We start from the raw sequence: 17502 nt of genomic DNA on the forward strand, positions 1-17502 counted from the left end.
ATGACGATCAGCATGTAAGTTCTGTTCGGAATGTACATCCCTACCGGCCCGTAGGTAAAGCAGGGAGGCCGCGGTGACCGAGACGACGCACCGCACCCAGGCGCAGCGGCGGGAGCAGACCCGCACCGCGCTGCTCGACGCGACCATCGACTGCCTGGTCGAGGTCGGCTACGCGCGCACGTCGGTGCAGGAGATCTGCGCCCGCGCGGGCGTCTCGAAGGGCGCGGTGCAGCACCACTTCACGGCGAAGGCCGAGCTGATGGCGGCCGCCGTCGAGCACCTCACGACGAAACTGCGCCGTCAGCTCGCGTCCTCGCTCGAAGACCTCCCGGGCGGCGGCAACGGCGTGGCCGCCGCGATCGACCTGCTGTGGGCCGGCTACTCCGGCACGCTCTCGACCGCCGTCACCGAGCTCTGGGTCGCCGCCCGCACCGATCCCGAGCTGCGCGCGGCCATCCGCCCGGTCGACCGCGCGCTCGGCCGCGCCACGCTCGAGCACGTCACCCAGGTCGCCGGCGAACTCCCGCCGGAACGCGCGGAAATGCTGTTCTGGCTCACCGTGAACCTCACCCGCGGGCTGGCGCTGGACGCCGAGCTCGGCGGCGACCCGAACCGGCGTCGCCAGCTCCTCGACGAGTGGAAGCGCATCGCCGTCCTGCTCTACCAGGACGCCACCACTGCGCCGAGCTGACCAGCGCGGCGCCGCAAGGGTGCTTTGCCCCTTATCCCGCAGGGGGATTTCATGGTCCAATCCCTCCGAACGAGGGGAGTTCCCATGACCGCCGCCCCGTACCCCTACGGCCCGCCCCCCACTCCGCCACCCACCGCGCCGCCGGCCGATCCCGGCGCCCTTTTCCGGCTGCTGGCGGGAGTACTCGGCATCCTCGCCGCGGCACTGGTGATCACCGGGTCGTTCCTCCCGCAGACCTCGTTCGACCAGGTGGTGGACGGCAAGACCGAGAGCAGCCAGACGATCACCGCCTGGTCGCGCTCGTTCCCCGTCGAGCCCGGCCCGGACGAGAAGAAGTTCTACGACCGGACCCACGTCGCCCGGTACGGGATCCCGCTCACCGCCGGCGCGGTGGTGCTGCTGGCCGGGGCCGTGCTGGCGTTCGCCGGCAGGCGCCGCTCGGCGAAACCCGGCGTGCGCCCGGGCGCCCGGACGGCCCTGGTCGCGGGAGGCGCCGGGGTGGCCGCGGCGGTGTGGATGCTCGGCATGGACGTCTCGGCGACCTTGAGCTACGAGACCGACGACGCGGCGGTCAAAGCGCACTACGCGACCGGCGCGGGGTTCTGGCTGCTGCTCGGCGGCGGGATCGTCGCCCTGCTGGCGCTGGGTGCCGCGGTGCTGGGCGGGCGACGGGCACCCGTCGCGGCGCCGGCCGGACCGCCACCCGGGCCGTACCAGCAGCCGCGGCCGTACCCCGGGCCGCCCCAGCAGTACGGGCAGCCACACCCGGGTTATCCGCCGTCCCAGCCGTTCCCGGCCCAGGCCCCGCCGCCGCAGACCGGCCCGCAGCCCCCCTCGTACGGCGGCCCGGCGTCGCAGCCGTTCCCGGCGCAGCAGCCCGGCGACCCCTTCGGCGGCGTGACGCAGGCGCAGCCGCACCCGGGCCGGCAGGAACCGACCGAACCCAACTACCAGCTGCCGCCCCTCCACCCGCCCAATACGTGAATCTTATTCACGTCGAGCTGGACATCTGACGTACCGACGGTATGGTGTACTCGTCGGTAACCCCTGCGCGACGTCGCGCGGACTCCGCCGGAACGGAGACGTCATGACCAGCACGACCCCCGCGAACGCAGTCGAAGACACCTCGATGCCGCCGACCGTCGGCGGCATCGCCGGGGCGCCGGGCTCGGCGCGGGCGGCCCAGCTCGTCGCCCGGGTCCGGGGCGGCGCGGACTCGGCGCCGATCCGGATGAACGCGCCCTTCACCGGCCTGCCGATCGCGACCCTGCCGCAGGCCACCAACGCCGACGTCCGCGCGGTGTTCGCCGGCGCGCGCACGGCCCAGCGGGCGTGGGCCGAGCACTCCCCCGCCGAGCGCGCCCGCGTCCTCACCCACCTGCACGACCTGGTGCTCGCCCGCCAGGAAGAGGCGCTCGACCTGGTCCAGGTCGAGGCCGGCAAAGCGCGGCTCGACGCGTTCGACGAGGTCAGCGCGACCGCCCTGGTGGCCGCCTACTACGGCAAGCACGCCCCGAAGATCCTCGCGCCCCGCCGCGTCGCCGGGGTCATCCCCGGCCTGACCCGCGCGGGCGAGGTGCGGCACCCCAAGGGCGTCGTCGGGATCATCTCGCCGTGGAACTACCCGCTGGCCCTGACCGCGATGGACGTCCTGCCGGCGCTGGCCGCGGGGAACGCCGTGGTGCAGAAGCCGGACAACCAGACCGCGCTTTCGGCGTTGTGGCTGCACGAACTCGCCGAGGAGGCCGGGCTGCCCGCCGGGACGTGGCAGATCGTGCTCGGCCGCGGGTCGAAGATCGGCACCGCGCTGGTCGAGGAGTCCGACTACCTGTGCTTCACCGGCTCCACGCCGACCGGCAAGGAACTGGCCGGCCAGGTGGCGAAGCGGCTGACGTCGTACTCGCTGGAACTCGGCGGCAAGAACCCGATGGTCGTCCTGCCCGACGCCGACGTCGCGAAGGCGGCGACGGGCGCGGTGACGGCGTGTTTCTCCTCGGCCGGGCAGCTGTGCGTGTCGGTCGAACGGATCTACGTCCACGAGGACATCCGCGACGAGTTCACCCGCGCGTTCGTGGCCCGCACCGCGGCGCTGCGGCTCGGCGGGGCGCTGGACTACCAGGCCCAGATGGGCTCGCTGACGTCGGAGGAGCAGCTCGCGGCGGTGTCCGCGCACGTGGAGGACGCTCGCGCGAAGGGCGCGTCGGTCCTCACCGGCGGTCGCGCCCGGCCCGACCTCGGCCCGCTGTTCTACGAGCCGACGGTGCTTTCCGGGGTCACGCCGGACATGCTGCCGTTCGCGGAGGAGACGTTCGGGCCGGTCGTCTCGATCTACGGCTACACCGACGTCACCGACGCCATCGAGCGGGCCAACGACACGCCGTTCGGGCTCAACGCCAGCGTCTGGAGCCGCAACGGCCGCGCGGGCTGGGAGGTCGCGGCGCGCCTGAAGGCCGGGACGGTCAACGTGAACGAGGGTTACGCGGCGACGTTCGGCAGCGTCGGCGTGCCGATGGGCGGGATGAAGGACTCCGGCGTCGGCCGCCGCAACGGCGCCGAAGGCCTCCTGAAGTACACGGAGTCCCAGTCGATCGCCCTCCAGCGCGGCCTGGCCCTGCGCCCGCCCCGCGCGATCCCGGGTTCGCTGTGGTCCCGCGGCATGACGATCGGCCTCAAAGCCCTCCGCCGCCTCCCCCGCTGACGTGATCGAAGGGTCAGAACGCGTGATTGAAGGGTCATCACGCGTGATTGGAGAGTCATCACTCGTGATTGGAGGGTCGACACGGCGAAACGGGCGGCCCCGGCCGTGTCGTCCCTTCAATCACGCGTGTCGACCCTTCAATCACGCGTGTCGACCCTCCAATCACGCGTGTCGACCCTTCAATCACGCGTGTCGTCCCTTCAATCACGCGTGTCGACCCTTCAATCACGTGAGTTGACCCTCGGATCACGAGGTGGAGGCGGTGAGGAGGCCGCGGTCGTAGGCGATGGCGACTGCTTCCGCGCGGCGGCTGGCGCCCAGCTTGGCCATCACGCGGGAAAGGTGGACGCTCACCGTTTTTTCGCTGATGTAGAGCTCTTCGCCGACCTGGCGGTTCGTGCGACCCAGGGCGACCCGCTCGAGGACGTCGCGCTCGCGGTCGGTCAGCGGGTCGGTGACCGTGCGGACCGGGGCCGCCGGTTCGACGCCGGCCAGCTCGACGCGGGCGCGGTGCGCCAGGTCGCGGGCGGCGTCGCGCAACGGGATCGCGCCGAGCCGGACCGCCACCGCGTGCGCCGCCTCCAGGGCCGCACCCGCGTCGGCGTCCGCCGCCAGCAGGGCTTCGGCTTCGTGCCAGCGGCAGACCGCCTCCTCGTACACCGCCCCGTAGCCGAACGCCGCCGCCGCGGCCGTCCACTTTTCCGCGTCGCCGCGGCCGGACAGGCACGTCGCCGCCGCCTCCAGGCGCGCCAGCCACGCGCGGCCCTCGGGGCCGAGCGTGCCCGAACGCGGCTGGCCGACGACCGAGCACATCCGGCCGTGCGCCAGGAACCGCTCGCCGGTGGCGACCGCCGCTTCGGCCGCGGCCTGATCGCCGTGGACACGAGCTTCGGCGGCCAGCTTGGCCGCGGCGGACACGCCGAGCGCGGCCACCCGGATGCCGGCCAGCAGGCCGGGTTCGATCCGCTCCAGCCAGCCGATCAGCTCTTCGGCCTGGCGCACGGCCCCGGCGTGGTCGCCACGCCAGTACGCCAGCTCGATCCCGGCGCCCCCGGCCGACAGCGGGATCTGCATGTCCGCCGTCCAGTGCTGCCGCAGCCCGGACAGGAGCTTCGCGGCCTCGTCGAACCGGCCGCGGGCGACGACGAACAGCGACCAGATGGCCAGGATCCGCGCGGCGACCGCGCTGGAGACCCCGCGGCCGGCGCGCCCGGCGCTCTCGTCCGGCCAGTCGCCCATCAGGTAGCGCAGCTTCAGCTGCCCCGCCCGCAGTTCCAGCCCGTAGACGCTCCAGCTCAGCCCGGTCTCTTCGGCCCGGGCGACGCCGTGGGAGGCGTGCTCCAGCGCTTCGGTGAACTCGCCGTGGTCGTCGTGGCTCAACGCCAGGAAGTAGGTGGCGCGGATTTCGGTGTTGTACGCACCCACGTCGCGCGCCTTGCGCTGGGCCTGGCGCAGGCGCTCGCGGGCCTCGGCGGCGTCGCCCCGCGAATCGGCGAGCGTGCCCAGAGTGACCAGAGCCGACGCCTCCGCGCCCGTCGCGCCCACGGCCTGTGCGTCGGCGACCGCGGTGAGCGCGCTGTCGAGCGCCGCCTCGGGCTGGTCGAGGATCCGCAGGAACCCGGCCCGGCTGGCCAGCACCCAGGCCCGCGCGGAGCTCGGTTCGGTGTTCTCGACCAGATCCCAGGCGCGGTCGATGGCGGCGACGGCCTCGTCGAGGGTGCCCTCCAGCGCGAGGAGCGCGTCCGCCAGCCGCCGCCACACCTTCGCGGCCCGGTCGTTCGGGATGTCCGGGGTCAGCGCCTGCGTGGCGGAGCGCGCGAAGGCGGCGGCCCGCTCGGGCTCGCCGGACGTGCCCGCGAAGTAGGACGCTTCGTACAGCAGCTGCAGTTCGTCGACCCCGTCGGGCCGGTCGGCCGGGCTGACGGCGTCCCAGATGGACAGCGCCTGTTCGACGTGCTGCAGCGCCGACCCGGGCGCGCCGAGCTTCTCGGCCTCGTCCATCGCGCGCAGCAACGCCGGCAGCGCGGTGGCCAGATCGCTGCTCTGCATCGAGTGGTAGGCCAGCTTCGCGTCGTGGCCGCGGCCCTGCGGCCGCGCCTTGATCCGCGCCGCGTACGCCGCGTGCGTGCGCGACCGCTCCCCCGGCAGCAAGTCGCCGTACACCGCTTCCTGCAGCAGCGCGTGCCGGAACGTGTACGAGCCGTCCGAGAGGACCACGAGCACGTGGTGCTGGACGGCTTCCCGCAACGCCTCGTCGAGCTCCAGCTCCCCCAGCCCGGACACCTCGGCGAGAGCGGCGTGCATGACCGGCTCGTTGGCCACCGAGATCACCCGCGCGACGCGGCGGGCGTCCGGCGACAGCCGCTCGAGCCGGGACAGCAGCACCTCGGCCAGCCCGGCGGGCAGGTCGTTGCACTCGGTCTTGGTGGCGAGCAGCTCTTCGGCGAAGAACGGGTTGCCCTCGGAGCGGCTGACGATGTCGGCCACGACCCCGGACGGCAGCGGCTCGTCGGCCAGCGCCTCGACGAACTTGCGGGCGTCGGCCGCGCCGAAGGGCTGCAGGTCGACGCGCTCGACCGTGGCGAGCCGGACGAGCTCGGAGAGCACGCCGCGCAGCGGGTGGCGCCGGTGGACGTCCTCTTCCCGGTAGCTGCCCACGACGAGCAGCCGCTGCGCCCGCAGCCGGGTGAGCAGGAAGGACAGCAGGTTGCGGGTCGATGCGTCGGCCCAGTGGAGGTCCTCCAGGAGGACCACCACCGGGCGCGACTCCGCGATCTCGGTCAGCACCCCCAGTACCGCGTCGAACAACTGCAGCTGACCGAGATCCTGCTCCGGCCGGGGACGCACCATGGTTTCCCGGTCGTTGGAGGTCATCGGCGGGTGTTCGGCCGCCCGGGGCTCCTCGAAGCCCGGGCCCTGCGGCAGCAGCCGCCCGAGCGCGGGCCGGGCCCGCACCGCGGCGGCGACCACCGGGTCCGTCGCGCTGCCCAGCGGGGCGAGCGCTTCGGCGAACGGAAGATAAGGAAGACCGCCCTCGCGGACGTCGATGCAGCGGCCGGTGAGCACCAGCCCACCGCACGCCGAGACGTGCTCGCCGAGCGCAGTCAGCAGCCGGGTCTTGCCGACCCCGGCGTCCCCCGAGAGCAGCACCGCGCCGGCTTCGCCACGTTCGGCCCTGGCGAAGGCGGCGCGGAGCCGCCGCATCTCGTGGGTACGGGCGACGAGCGGGATTCCGGAGCCGAGTCGGGGCACGAGGAGCATTGTTGCCTACCCCACCGACATTTTTTCGGGGGCTCGGGTGGCGGAGCCCCCGACCTGGGGCGAAGCCCCGGATGTCCCCGACGGTTTCCGGCCGCTTATCGCCTTCGACACCATCTCGCCGCCCCTTACCGGGCGGTCTTGCCGACGCCGGCGGTCTCCCGCGCGGCCTCCCGGCGCTCCTGCCTCGGCACCTCGACGTCGGTGTGCGCGGCCCGCAGGTGGCGGACGGCGCGGCGGGCGCGGGCGGCCCAGGCACTGCGCCCGGCCTTCCGCAGTTCCTCGGCCCGGTAGGCGGCTTCGGCGCGGACCGCGTCGAGCATGAGATCGCTGTGCATCGTGTTCCCCTGTCTCTCGGTTGGTAGCACTCAGGTTCGTCCTGAGGGCACCCCCCGGGCATCGGGTGATCACGTAGGCATCAGCGCGAAAAGACCCCTTACTCCCGGCCGAGCCCAGCTCGACGGGGGTAAGGGGTCTTTTCCAAGCGCCTCAGTCGTGCGCCGGGCCGCCGGTCCGCACCGCGGCCAGCAGCCCCCGCCAACCCGACGCGGGCAGGCGGAACGCACCCCCTTCGGGGTCCTTCGAATCGCGCACCGCGGCGCCGCCGTCGACGAACGCGACCTCGACGCAGTCGTTGCCGCCGCCGCTGTGGCTGCTCTTGCGCCACCGCGCCCCGGAGAGTTCTGCTTCCATGGTCCCCACTCCTTACTGTGTCCTCGCCCTACTGGGTCCTCGGATCCGGATGGTGCACCGGAGCCGGTACGGCCGCCTGTTCGGCGAACCGTCCGGCGGCCTCGGCGATCAGCTCCACCGAGTCGTCCGGTTTCAGTGCGGCCGCGCGCAGATGGTCGAACATCAGCCCGTAGCGCCGGACGTCTGCGGGTTCCTCCAGGTAGAGGCCGCTGGACGTGCTGTCGTCGACGTAGACGACGTCCGGGTCGGCCTGCTCGGGGAAGCCCATGATGAGGAAGGGACCTTCCATGCCGGGGTGCGCGCCGGCACCGAACGGCACGACCTGGATGGTCACGTTCGGCTTTTCGGCGAGGGTGACCATCCGGTAGAGCTGCTCCGCCATCACTTCGGGGCCGTCGACCACGCGGCGCAGCACGGCCTCGTCCATGACCGCCCAGTACTCCGTCGGCGGGCTCTCGGTCAGCAGCTCCTGGCGGGCCATCCGGGCGGCGACGCGGCGGCGGATCTCGGCCTCTTCGGCGTCCGGGCGCAGCGCGCGGATCACCGCGCGGGCGTACCGCTCGGTCTGCAGCAGGCCGGGTACCAGCAGCGCCTGGAACGCGCGCAGGGAGCTGGTTTCGGCTTCGAGCCCGACGAAGGTGCCGGTGAAGACCTCGTTGTACGCGTGCCACCAGCCGCGCTTGCGGGCCTCCCTGGCCAGCTGGACGAGCGCCTCCTGCTCGTCGCCGGTGATGCCGTAGAGGGCCAGCATGTCCCGGGCGTCACGCGGCGTGACGCCGACGTGCCCGGTTTCGATGCGGCTGATCTTCGAGGCCGAGCATTCGAGCTTCTCGCCCACCTCGTCGATGGTCAGGTCCGCGGCCTCGCGGAGCCGGCGCAGTTCGCCCGCCAGCCTCCGGCGGCGAACCGTGGGGCTCTGTCCCCTTGCCATCGCGGCACCTCCGGATGTCGAGTGGTCCGTGTATCCAACCATCCCGGCGCGGAGTCGGGGGATTAACGCGAGTCGATTCCGGCACCGGATCTGCAATTTGCAGAATGCTCTTGTATCCTCGCACCCTGCACTGCTCCGGGCGCCCGACTGTCGGCCCGCCGTGGCTTCGACCGGCCTCTGAGCAGGGTAGACGATGATCGGGCAGCGTGCTGCGCGATCATCGGGCGAAGGGGTCCGGGGCCGTCCCCCGATCGGTCCCGGCCCCCTTACGCGAGCCGAATGCCCTTTTCCGGCGACCGGTATTCGGGCAATTGGTCGCCCGTGAGGGTGATTTCCCGGCGAACATCACAAGACGCGCAGGAGTCCTTCTTGGACGACCGTCGCGATCAGCGTGCCGTCCTGGGCGAAGAACCGGCCCGTGGCCAGACCGCGGGCGCCGGACGCCGTCGGCGAGGCGCTGTCGTAGAGGAACCACTCGTCCGCGCGGAACGGCCGGTGGAACCACAGCGCGTGGTCGAGGCTCGCCCCGAGCACCTTGTCGGTGTCCCAGTAGACGCCGTGGCGGGCGAGCACCGAGTCGAGCAGCGTCATGTCCGAGGCGTAGGTCAGCACGCAGACGTGCAGCAGCTGCTGGTCGGGCAGCTTCCCGTCGGCGCGCATCCACACCTGGTTGCGCGCGGGCCGCTCGCCGGTCTGCCGGGTGACCCACGGCGGTTCGTTGACGTACCGCAGGTCGATCGGCCGCGGCCGGGCGTGCGCACCGATCGCGTACCCCTCCGCGCGTTCCATCAGCGTCGGCAGGGTCTCCGGCGCCGGCACGCCCTCCGGCATGGCTTCGGCGTGCTCGATGCCCGGCTCGTCGGTCTGGAACGACGCCGAGAGCGAGAAGATCGCCTTGCCGTGCTGGATCGCCACGACCCGGCGCGTGGTGAACGACCGGCCGTCGCGGATCCGGTCGACCTCGTAGACGATCGGCACGCTGGGGTCGCCGCCGCGGATGAAGTACGCGTGCAGCGAGTGGACCCGGCGCTCCTCGGGGACCGTGCGCCCGGCCGCGACCAGCGCCTGCCCGGCGACCTGCCCGCCGAACACCCGCACCGGCGAGTGGGCGGGCGAGACGCCGCGGAAGATGTTCTCTTCGATCTTCTCCAGGTCGAGCAGCGCGACCAGTCGATCGAGCACCGGCTGGCCGCCACCCGGGATCTCCAGTTCGGTGGCGGCCGTCCTGGCCAATTCAGTCATGGCCAGACCCTATGTGCTGGACGGGTGACGCGTCCCTTATGCGTGGTCGTCTTCACCGAGGCGGTGCACGCGGATCAGGTTCGTCGACCCGACGGTGCCCGGCGGGGAACCGGCCACGATGACGACCAGGTCGCCCTTCTGGTACTTGCCCATCTCCAGCATCGCGTGGTCGACCTGCTGGATCATCTGGTCGGTCGAGCTGACCTGCGGGACGATGTGGGTGTTGGTGCCCCAGGTCATCGACAGCTGGCTGCGCACGCACTCCTCGGGCGTGAACGCCAGCAGCGGCAGCCGGGTGTGCAGGCGCGCGAGGCGGCGCACGGTGTCACCGGACTGCGTGAACGCGACCAGGGCCTTCGCGTTGAGCCGCTCGCCGATGTCGCGGGCGGCGTAGGAGATCACGCCGCGCTTGGTCCGCGGGACGTGCGAGAGCGGCGGCACGATCGGCGAGTCGGTCTCGACCGCCTCGATGATCCGGCCCATCGTCTCCACGACCTCGATCGCGTACCGGCCGACCGAGGTCTCACCGGACAGCATCAGCGCGTCGGCGCCGTCGAGCACCGCGTTCGCGACGTCGGAGGCCTCGGCGCGGGTCGGCCGGGAGTTGTTGATCATCGACTCGAGCATCTGCGTCGCGACGATGACCGGCTTCGCGTTCTCGCGGCAGATCTGGATGGCGCGCTTCTGCACCAGCGGGACCTGCTCCAGCGGCAGCTCGACGCCGAGGTCGCCGCGGGCGACCATCACCGCGTCGAAGGCCAGCACGATGGCTTCGAGGTTGTAGACGGCTTCGGGCTTCTCGATCTTGGCCACGACCGGCAGCCTGCCCTTGCCGACCCGGTCCATCACCTGGTGGACCAGGTCGATGTCGGCCGGCGAGCGGACGAAGGACAGGGCGATGAAGTCGACGCCCAGCTCGAGCGCGAACTCGAGGTCCTCGATGTCCTTCTCGGACAGCGCCGGCACGGACACGTCCATGCCGGGCAGCGAGACGCCCTTGTTGTTGCTGACCGGGCCGCCTTCGGTGACCTCGCACACCACGTCCGGGCCCTCGACCTTGCGGACCACCAGGCCGACCTTGCCGTCGTCGACGAGCAGCCGGTCACCGGGCTTGGCGTCCCTCGCCAGGCCCTTGTAGGTGGTGGAGACCCGGTCGTGGGTGCCGGCGACGTCCTCGACGGTGATCCGGACGATGTCGCCGTTGTGCCACTCGACCGGACCGCCGGCGAACGTGCCGAGGCGGATCTTCGGGCCCTGCAGGTCGGCGAGGATGCCGACCGCCCGGCCGCTGTCGGCGGCCGCGGCCCGGATCAGGTCGTAGACCTGCTTGTGGTCGCTGTGGCTCCCGTGGCTGAAGTTCATTCTGGCCACGTCCATGCCCGCGTCGACCAGCGCCCGCATCTTCTCCGGCGTGGCGGTGGCGGGTCCCAGGGTACAAACGATCTTCGCGCGTCGGCTCACGTCTGCACAGGGTAGTCCCTCTTCGCGCGTTCGTCTGTACCGATCCCGAATGTTCAAGAAGATGTTCAGAAACCTGCCCGCTCAGATGCTTCGAAGCCTGCCGGGCGGAGCCCCCGGCCGAGGCGAAGCCCCGCAGGTCACAGCCACTGTCAGCGACGGGGCCGTTCACTCGCGCCGACCCGGTCGCGGGCCCATTCGTTGAACTCGCGGAGTTGCCGCCAGGCCTTCCGGACGCGGTCGAGGGCGCCTCGTTCGTGCAGGACGTCGTCGGGCTCCCAGCCGCGCACGGCGTACACCGAGCGGTGCCGCAGCAGGTCGATCCGCGGGTGGTCGGCGTCGAACCCGCGCGGCTTCGACTTGAGCCGGTCGCCCTTCACCTCCCAGCCGGCCCGCTCGAGCTTGGCGAGGATCTTCCGCAGCGCTTCGCCGTGCAGCTCGGTGTCGACGGCCGTCCGGAACCGGGCGAGCTGGTCGGGCTCGAGGTGGAAGCAGCCGCCGCCGACGCGCAGGCCGTCCGGCCCGACCTCGACGTAGTACGCGCCGCCGCCCCGGCCCTGCTCGATCACCGCACCGCAGTGGGTCTTGTACGGCGTCTTGTCCTTGGCGAACCGGACGTCCCGGTAGGGGCGGAACACCTTCGGCTCGCCGAAGCCGTCGGAGAACTCGGGCGCCAGCTCGGCGAGCAACGCCTCCATCGGCGCGCGGACGTCGGACTTGTAGGTCTCGACGTGGTCGTCCCAGTAGGGCTTGGAGTTGTCTTCGACGAGGCCGTCGTAGAAGTCGATGGCGTACTCGCCGAATCCGCTGAACGTCACGCCCGCGACGATAAACGGGGGCACCGACGGGGTTTCGCCGGTGCCCCCGAGGGCCTACCTCGCGACGGCGGTGATCAGCTCGCCGTTCGTGGTGTCACCCGAGAGCTCCCAGAACATCGCGCCGCCGAGCCCCTGCTGCTTGGCGTAGGAGACCTTGCCGGCGATGGTCGACGGGGTGTCGTAGCTCCACCAGTTGCTGCCGCACTTGGCGTACGCGGTGCCGGCGATGGTGCCGGTCGCCGGGCAGGACGTCTTGAGGATCTTGTAGTCCTCGATGCCCTGCTCGTATTTGCCGGGCGCCGGGCCGGTCGCGGTGCCGCCCGGTGCGCTCTGCGTGACGCCGGTCCAGCCGCGGCCGTAGAACCCGATGCCCAGCAGCAGCTTGCCCGCCGGGACGCCCTTGCTCTTGAGCTTCTGGATCGCCGCGTCGGAGTAGAAGCCCGGCGTCGGGATGCCGTTGTAGCTGGTGAGCGGCGAGTGCGGCGCCGTCGGGCCCTGCGCGGCCCAGGCACCGAAGTAGTCGTAGGTCATCACGTTGTACCAGTCGACGTACTGCGACGCGCCGCCGTAGTCGGCCGCGTCGATCTTGCCGCCACTGGTGCCGTCGGCGGTGATCGCCGCCGTGACCAGCTTCGAGCCGAACTTCGCCCGCAGCGCCTGGAGGAGGTTCTTGAAGGCCGCCGCACCGCTGGTGTCGCAGCTCAGGCCGCAGGCGTTCGGGTACTCCCAGTCGATGTCGATGCCGTCGAAGACCCCCGCCCAGCGCGGGTCGTTGACCAGGTTGTAGCAGGAGTTCGCGAACGCGGCGGGGTTCTTCGCCGCCTGGCCGAAGCCGCCGGACCAGGTCCAGCCGCCGAAGGACCAGATGACCTTCAGGCCGGGGTGCTTGGCCTTGAGCTTCTTGAGCTGGTTGAAGCTGCCGGCGAGGGGCTGGTCCCACGTGTCGGCGACGCCGTCCACGCTGCCCGCGGCGTCGTAGGTCTTCTGGTAGTCGGCGTAGGCGTCGCCGATGGCGCAGCCGCCGTTCGTCACGTTGCCGAAGGCGTAGTTGATGTGGGTCAGCTTGCTCGCCGAGCCCGACGTCTCGATGTTCTTGACGTGGTAGTTGCGGTCGTAGACACCCCATTCGGTGAAGTAGCCGACCACCTTGCCGACCGAGGCTTGCGCGGTCTCGGTCGCGGCGGTGGCCACCGGGGCCGTCGCGCCACCCGCGACGAGGCCCGCGGCGGCGGCCACGGCCAGCAGGGCCGAGAAGCTCTTCCTGCGGAATCGGGACATGCGTTCTTCCTCCCGGGAATTACTCACGGCAACGCTGCCGGAGTGGTGGGGACCACACTCACCGTAAGTGGACTAGACCACTAGGTCAATGGTCCAGACCAGCGTCCGTCCACATTCCTTGACAGGAATATGCCCGCCGGAGCACATTTCGGGGGTGATGCAGACTTTCGACGTCCTCGCCGAACCCCGCCGCCGGACGATCCTCGACCTGCTGCGCGACGGCGAGCGCTCGGTCGGCGAGCTGGTCGAGCAGCTGGAGCTGAGCCAGCCCGCGGTGTCCAAGCACCTGCGCGTGCTGCGCGAGGCCGGGCTGGTGACGGTCCGGGTGGCGGCGCAGCGGCGCTGCTACGCGCTGCGCCCGGAGCCCCTGGCCGAGGTCGACGCCTGGCTCGCGCCCTACCGCCGCTTCTGGTCCGACCGCCTGGACGCCCTGGAACACCGCCTGGACTCCACCGACCCCGCCTGACGCCCGCCCCAAGCGCCCCAAGGCGGCCTTGGTTGCGTCTGACGCACCGAAGGCCGCCTTGGGTGCGTCACACGCACCGAAGGCCACATTGGGGCGCTCGGGTCAGTGCGGTTCGAAGGTGATGCCGCGCTCGGCCGCGCGGCGCTCGCCCCACTCGTACAGCGCCGTCAGCGCCGGCCGGAGCTCCTCCCCCACCTTCGTCAGGTGGTACTCGACGTGCGGGATCCGGCCCTCGAACTCCTCTCGGCGGACGACGCCGTCCGCGGCGAGCTCGCGCAGCTGCTGGGTCAGCATCTTCTCGCTCACCCCCGGCATCCGGCGCCGCAGCTCGCCGTAGCGGTGGGCGCCTTCCTTGAGGTGGGCCAGGATCACCGGCTTCCACTTGCCGCCGATCAGGTCGACCGCCAGCTCCGTCGCGCAGTGGTAGTGCTTCATCCGCTTTCCCCCTACGCACCGGAAAGTACGTGGTTGCCCGACCGGGGCACCACTGGTTGCCTGATCCGGTGATCGTCCCAAAAACCACGCCGACCCTCTACGACTGGGCCGGTGGCCACGAAGCGCTCGTCAGGCTGCTGACGATCTTCTACGGCCACGTCCTCGAAGACCCGCTGCTCGAACCGGTGTTCCGCGGCATGGACCCGGACCACCCGAAGCACGTGGCGGTCTGGCTCGGGGAGGTCTTCGGCGGGCCGGCCGAGTACTCCGCGAGCCACGGCGGCCACGCCCACATGGTCGGGCGCCACCTCGGGCGCGGCATCACCGAGGAGCAGCGCCGACGGTGGGTGACCCTGCTGCTCGACGCCGCCGACGAAGCCGGCCTGCCCGGCGACCCCGAGTTCCGGGCCGCGTTCGCCGGCTACCTCGAGTGGGGCAGCCGCCTGGCCGTCATCTTCTCCGCGCCCGGCGCCGATCCGGACCCGGGCGAGCCGGTCCCCCACTGGGACTGGCCGATGCCGCCCTGGCAGCCTCCGGCGTCCTAGCCGCATAGTGAGGGCAGCCGGAAGGGAGGGCTGCCGTTTGATCCGGGTGGACGGCCGGACCCTGCGGTGCGCGGACGTCGTGGCCGCGGCGCGCACCGAGGGTCCCCTGGTCATCGACGTCTCGATCGCCGCGCTGCGAGCGGCGGAAAACGCGTGGAAGCTCGCCGAGGAACTGAGCACGCGGCGGGTGGTCTACGGCCGGACCACCGGCGTCGGGGCCAACAAGGACGACCCCGTCGAAAGCTCCGTGGCGCACGGCCTGCGGCTGCTGCGCAGCCACGCGGGCGGCAGCGGGGACGAGATGCCGCCCGGCCAGGTCCGGGCGATGCTGCTGATCCGGCTCAACCAGCTGCTGGCCGGCCGGTCCGGGATCGGCCCCGAGCTGATCGGGGCGCTCGCCGAAGCGGTCCGCACCGGCGCGCGGCCGCTGGTGCACCGGCTCGGCGCCATCGGCACCGGCGACCTGGCGCCGCTGGCCGAGGCGGCACTGGCGCTCACCGGCGAACGGCCGTGGCTCACCGGGCACGTGCCGCCGGTGCCGGTGCGCGCGGGCGACGCGCTGGCGTTCATGAGCAGCAACGCCGCGACCCTCGCCGAAGCAACCCTCGCGGCCATGCGGCTGGACACCCTCACCCGCGCGAGCCACGCCGTCGCGGCGCTGACGTACGTCGCCCTCGACGGCAACCCCGAGGCGTACGCGACGCCGGTGCACGAAGCGCGTCCGCACGCGGGGCAGGTGGCCTGCGCGGCCGAGATGCGGCGGCTGCTGGGCATGCACCAGACGCCGAAGCCGGGACGGCGGCTCCAGGACCCCTTCGGGCTGCGAGCGTTTCCGCAGGTGCAGGGCCCGGCGCTGGACGCGCTCCACTACCTGCGGGACGTGCTCGCCGTCGAGATCAACGCCAGCACGGAGAACCCGATGATCTCGACGGTCCACAACGACGCCTACCACCACGCGCACTTCCACACCGCCTACGTGTCGACGGCGCTGGACCAGGCCCGCGCGACCGTGCACCAGGTGGCGGAGCCGTCGGTGGCGCGGCTGGGCGACCTGGTGGAGCCGGAGTTCACCGGCCTGCGGCCGTTCCTGGCGGCGGGCCCGCCGGGCAGCTCGGGCGTGATGATCCTGGAGTACGTGGCGCACGACGCGCTGACGGAGCTGCGTCAGGCGGCCCTCCCGGCCACGCTCGGCACCGCGGTGGTCTCCCGCGGCATCGAGGACCACGCCAGCTTCTCGACGCAGGCGGCCCGCGCGGCGACGGCGGCGTGTGCGGCCTACCAGCAGGTGCTGGCGTGCGAGCTGGTCGCCGCGGTCCGCGCGCTGCGGATGCGGGAGGCGGATTTGGTGGACCTGCCGGTGCGCGACGCCTTCGAAGCGGCGTCGGCGGTGCTGGCCGAGAGCCTCGACGACCGGCCGCTCACCGAGGACATCGCCGCCGCCGCCGGCGTGCTGGAAGCGCTGGCGCGCATCTAGCGTGAACCCGATCCGCCCGGCCTGCCAACAACGGGGGAAACGGCCTCACGACAGGCGGGCGGTACATGAGTTCACCAGGTGAAGCCGGGGACGACGCGGACGTCATCACCGCGTCACTGGCGCACCCCGAGCGGTTCGCGGTGGTCTTCGACCGGCACGCCCCGCACATCCATCGCTACCTCGCCCGGCGGCTCGGCGCCCAGGTCGCCGACGACCTGATGGGCGAGACGTTCCTGATCGCGTTCGGCGGCCGCGCCCGCTACGACCCGGCGTTCCGCAACGCGCGGCCGTGGCTCTACGGCATCGCGACCAACCTCGTCGGGCAGCGCCGTCGCGAAGAGGCCCGCGAATACCGGCTGCGTGCCACCCTCGGCCCACCCGCCGGGCAGGACGGGCACGCGGACCGGGTCGCCGAGCGGGTGACGGCGCAGGCGATGAACGGCCGGCTGGCCGCCGCGCTGGGCGGGCTGGCGCGCGGGGACCGGGACGTCCTGCTGCTGATCGCCTGGGAAGGGCTCGCCTACCAGGAAGTGGCCGTCGCGCTGGACATCCCGGTCGGCACTGTCCGATCGCGCCTGAACCGGGCCCGCCGGAAGGTCCGCGCCGCACTGGTGCCCGAGGAGGTCTCCAACCATGGATGAGATGCAGCTGCTCCGCGACTTCGCCGGGCCCGCCGGGCTCCCGGCGCGCGAGGACCTGGCCCGGCAGCGGGCCGAACTGCTCGCCGCGACGGCCGCGGCCCGTCCCCGGCGGCGGGTGCTCTGGGGCGGGGTCACGGCAGCCGGGCTCGCCGCAGCCGTCGCGGCCGTCGCCGTCGTCGCCGTGCTCGCGCCGGCGGACGAAGCCGTCGGGCCTGCCCCGGTGCCCGATGCGGTGCGGATCCTGCACACCGCGGCCGCGAAGGCCCGCGCCCTGCCGGACGTCACCCCGCGGCCGGACCAGTTCGTCTACACGAAGACGCGGCTCGCGGACGGCCGGGAGAACGAGACGTGGGCGTCGGTGGACGGCACCCACGACGGGCTGGCCTTCCTCTTCGGCCACGAAACCGAGGTGGCGGGCTGCCGCAACGGGAAGCGCGTGCAGAAGGAGAGTCACGGCCGGACGGTGACGAGCCGGTGCGTGCCGCACCCCGCCGCCCCCGCGGACCTGCCCGCCGACGCCGACGCCATGCTCGCCTACCTGCACCGGAGCACCTACGGCGAAGGCGACACCCGCCACGACCTCGGCACCGAGGTCGTGGAGCTGGCCGGGGGCCACCTGCCCCCGGCGGTCCGGGCCGCGCTCTACGAGGCCGTGGCGAAGGTGCCCGGCCTGGTCGCCCGCACCGACGCGAAGGACGCCACCGGCCGGCCCGTGCTCGGCATCACCTGGAACAGCACCACCGAGCACGGGATCGGCAACCAGGACGAGTTCCTGTTCGACCCGGTCACCTTCGCCTACCTCGGCTCCGGGACGGGCACGGTGGTGAGCCAGGGCATCGTCGACGCGGTGCGCCAGCGGCCCTGAACGCGCGAA

The 17502-nt window shown here is 72.3% G+C and carries 17 protein-coding genes; 8 read left to right on the forward strand and 9 right to left on the reverse strand.

Going from position 1 to position 17502, the window contains the following annotated elements; translation table 11 throughout:
- The first annotated feature begins 73 nt into the window (after nt 1-73).
- From ACLJOU_RS17330 to ACLJOU_RS17340, 3 genes are all read left to right on the forward strand, one after another.
- Nucleotides 74-691 (forward strand): TetR/AcrR family transcriptional regulator, encoded by a 618-nt coding sequence (locus ACLJOU_RS17330; protein ID WP_410568504.1) that lies wholly within the window; start codon nt 74-76, stop codon nt 689-691.
- Between the two features lie 84 nt (nt 692-775).
- Nucleotides 776-1675 carry a hypothetical protein gene (locus ACLJOU_RS17335; protein ID WP_410568506.1) on the forward strand — a complete coding sequence of 300 codons (900 nt, stop codon included), beginning with the start codon at nt 776-778 and terminating at the stop codon, nt 1673-1675.
- Between the two features lie 103 nt (nt 1676-1778).
- Entirely contained in the window at nt 1779-3389 is a 1611-nt protein-coding gene (locus ACLJOU_RS17340; RefSeq protein ID WP_410568508.1) for a succinic semialdehyde dehydrogenase, read from the forward strand.
- A gap of 246 nt (nt 3390-3635) precedes the next feature.
- Here the strand turns inward: ACLJOU_RS17340 and ACLJOU_RS17345 are convergent, their stop codons facing one another.
- The 8 genes from ACLJOU_RS17345 to ACLJOU_RS17380 all read right to left on the reverse strand — a co-directional run bounded on the left by ACLJOU_RS17345 (nt 3636) and on the right by ACLJOU_RS17380 (nt 13067).
- Nucleotides 3636-6650 (reverse strand): helix-turn-helix transcriptional regulator, encoded by a 3015-nt coding sequence (locus tag ACLJOU_RS17345; RefSeq protein ID WP_410568510.1) that lies wholly within the window; start codon nt 6648-6650, stop codon nt 3636-3638.
- A 125-nt stretch (nt 6651-6775) separates the two neighbouring features.
- Complete coding sequence (locus ACLJOU_RS17350) at nt 6776-6985, reverse strand: hypothetical protein (RefSeq protein WP_410568512.1); 210 nt, start codon at nt 6983-6985, stop codon at nt 6776-6778.
- Between the two features lie 151 nt (nt 6986-7136).
- Complete coding sequence (locus ACLJOU_RS17355) at nt 7137-7340, reverse strand: DUF397 domain-containing protein (protein WP_410568514.1); 204 nt, start codon at nt 7338-7340, stop codon at nt 7137-7139.
- Between the two features lie 28 nt (nt 7341-7368).
- Entirely contained in the window at nt 7369-8271 is a 903-nt protein-coding gene (locus ACLJOU_RS17360; protein ID WP_410568516.1) for a helix-turn-helix domain-containing protein, read from the reverse strand.
- Nucleotides 8272-8616: 345 nt separating this feature from the next.
- A complete protein-coding gene (gene tesB, locus ACLJOU_RS17365; RefSeq protein ID WP_043783452.1) occupies nt 8617-9513 on the reverse strand; it encodes an acyl-CoA thioesterase II in 897 nt (298 codons plus the stop codon).
- Between the two features lie 36 nt (nt 9514-9549).
- Complete coding sequence (pyk, locus tag ACLJOU_RS17370; protein ID WP_410568518.1) at nt 9550-10974, reverse strand: pyruvate kinase; 1425 nt, start codon at nt 10972-10974, stop codon at nt 9550-9552.
- A gap of 149 nt (nt 10975-11123) precedes the next feature.
- Nucleotides 11124-11789, reverse strand: a complete 666-nt coding sequence (locus ACLJOU_RS17375) for a DUF2461 domain-containing protein (protein ID WP_410568520.1) — start codon at nt 11787-11789, stop codon at nt 11124-11126.
- Nucleotides 11790-11843: 54 nt separating this feature from the next.
- Nucleotides 11844-13067 carry a glycoside hydrolase family 18 protein gene (locus ACLJOU_RS17380; protein ID WP_410568522.1) on the reverse strand — a complete coding sequence of 408 codons (1224 nt, stop codon included), beginning with the start codon at nt 13065-13067 and terminating at the stop codon, nt 11844-11846.
- A gap of 157 nt (nt 13068-13224) precedes the next feature.
- On the opposite strand from ACLJOU_RS17380, the gene ACLJOU_RS17385 reads away from it, so the two are divergent.
- Complete coding sequence (locus ACLJOU_RS17385; RefSeq protein WP_410568957.1) at nt 13225-13533, forward strand: ArsR/SmtB family transcription factor; 309 nt, start codon at nt 13225-13227, stop codon at nt 13531-13533.
- A gap of 102 nt (nt 13534-13635) precedes the next feature.
- Here ACLJOU_RS17385 and ACLJOU_RS17390 read toward each other — a convergent pair whose 3' ends face one another.
- On the reverse strand, nt 13636-13968 hold the full coding sequence (locus tag ACLJOU_RS17390) for a winged helix-turn-helix transcriptional regulator (protein ID WP_410568524.1): 333 nt from the start codon (nt 13966-13968) through the stop codon (nt 13636-13638).
- Between the two features lie 68 nt (nt 13969-14036).
- Here ACLJOU_RS17390 and ACLJOU_RS17395 point away from each other — a divergent pair, with 68 nt between their 5' ends.
- From ACLJOU_RS17395 to ACLJOU_RS17410, 4 genes are all read left to right on the forward strand, one after another.
- Nucleotides 14037-14513, forward strand: a complete 477-nt coding sequence (locus tag ACLJOU_RS17395) for a group II truncated hemoglobin (protein ID WP_410568526.1) — start codon at nt 14037-14039, stop codon at nt 14511-14513.
- Between the two features lie 37 nt (nt 14514-14550).
- A complete protein-coding gene (locus ACLJOU_RS17400) occupies nt 14551-15987 on the forward strand; it encodes an aromatic amino acid ammonia-lyase (RefSeq protein ID WP_410568528.1) in 1437 nt (478 codons plus the stop codon).
- A 65-nt stretch (nt 15988-16052) separates the two neighbouring features.
- The gene (locus tag ACLJOU_RS17405; protein ID WP_410568530.1) at nt 16053-16628 is read left to right on the forward strand and encodes an RNA polymerase sigma factor; all 576 of its coding nucleotides are present in this window, start codon (nt 16053-16055) and stop codon (nt 16626-16628) included.
- Complete coding sequence (locus ACLJOU_RS17410; RefSeq protein WP_410568532.1) at nt 16621-17493, forward strand: CU044_5270 family protein; 873 nt, start codon at nt 16621-16623, stop codon at nt 17491-17493. Before ACLJOU_RS17405 ends, ACLJOU_RS17410 begins: the two co-directional genes overlap by 8 nt.
- Nucleotides 17494-17502: the final 9 nt, after the last annotated feature.

The organism is Amycolatopsis sp. cmx-4-61, from assembly GCF_046548775.1.
GTDB lineage: Bacteria > Actinomycetota > Actinomycetes > Mycobacteriales > Pseudonocardiaceae > Amycolatopsis.

Excerpts from the sequence above, each read along its gene's own strand:
- ACLJOU_RS17335 (WP_410568506.1), top strand. The coding sequence starts at position 776 with ATGACCGCCGCCCCGTACCCCTACGGCCCGCCCCCCACTCCGCCACCC.
- ACLJOU_RS17385 (WP_410568957.1), top strand. The coding sequence starts at position 13,225 with ATGCAGACTTTCGACGTCCTCGCCGAACCCCGCCGCCGGACGATCCTC.
- tesB (WP_043783452.1), bottom strand. The coding sequence starts at position 9,513 with ATGACTGAATTGGCCAGGACGGCCGCCACCGAACTGGAGATCCCGGGT.
- ACLJOU_RS17405 (WP_410568530.1), top strand. The coding sequence starts at position 16,053 with ATGAGTTCACCAGGTGAAGCCGGGGACGACGCGGACGTCATCACCGCG.
- ACLJOU_RS17410 (WP_410568532.1), top strand. The coding sequence starts at position 16,621 with ATGGATGAGATGCAGCTGCTCCGCGACTTCGCCGGGCCCGCCGGGCTC.
- ACLJOU_RS17360 (WP_410568516.1), bottom strand. The coding sequence starts at position 8,271 with ATGGCAAGGGGACAGAGCCCCACGGTTCGCCGCCGGAGGCTGGCGGGC.
- ACLJOU_RS17380 (WP_410568522.1), bottom strand. The coding sequence starts at position 13,067 with ATGTCCCGATTCCGCAGGAAGAGCTTCTCGGCCCTGCTGGCCGTGGCC.
- ACLJOU_RS17350 (WP_410568512.1), bottom strand. The coding sequence starts at position 6,985 with ATGCACAGCGATCTCATGCTCGACGCGGTCCGCGCCGAAGCCGCCTAC.
- ACLJOU_RS17345 (WP_410568510.1), bottom strand. The coding sequence starts at position 6,650 with ATGCTCCTCGTGCCCCGACTCGGCTCCGGAATCCCGCTCGTCGCCCGT.
- ACLJOU_RS17355 (WP_410568514.1), bottom strand. The coding sequence starts at position 7,340 with ATGGAAGCAGAACTCTCCGGGGCGCGGTGGCGCAAGAGCAGCCACAGC.
- ACLJOU_RS17390 (WP_410568524.1), bottom strand. The coding sequence starts at position 13,968 with ATGAAGCACTACCACTGCGCGACGGAGCTGGCGGTCGACCTGATCGGC.
- ACLJOU_RS17340 (WP_410568508.1), top strand. The coding sequence starts at position 1,779 with ATGACCAGCACGACCCCCGCGAACGCAGTCGAAGACACCTCGATGCCG.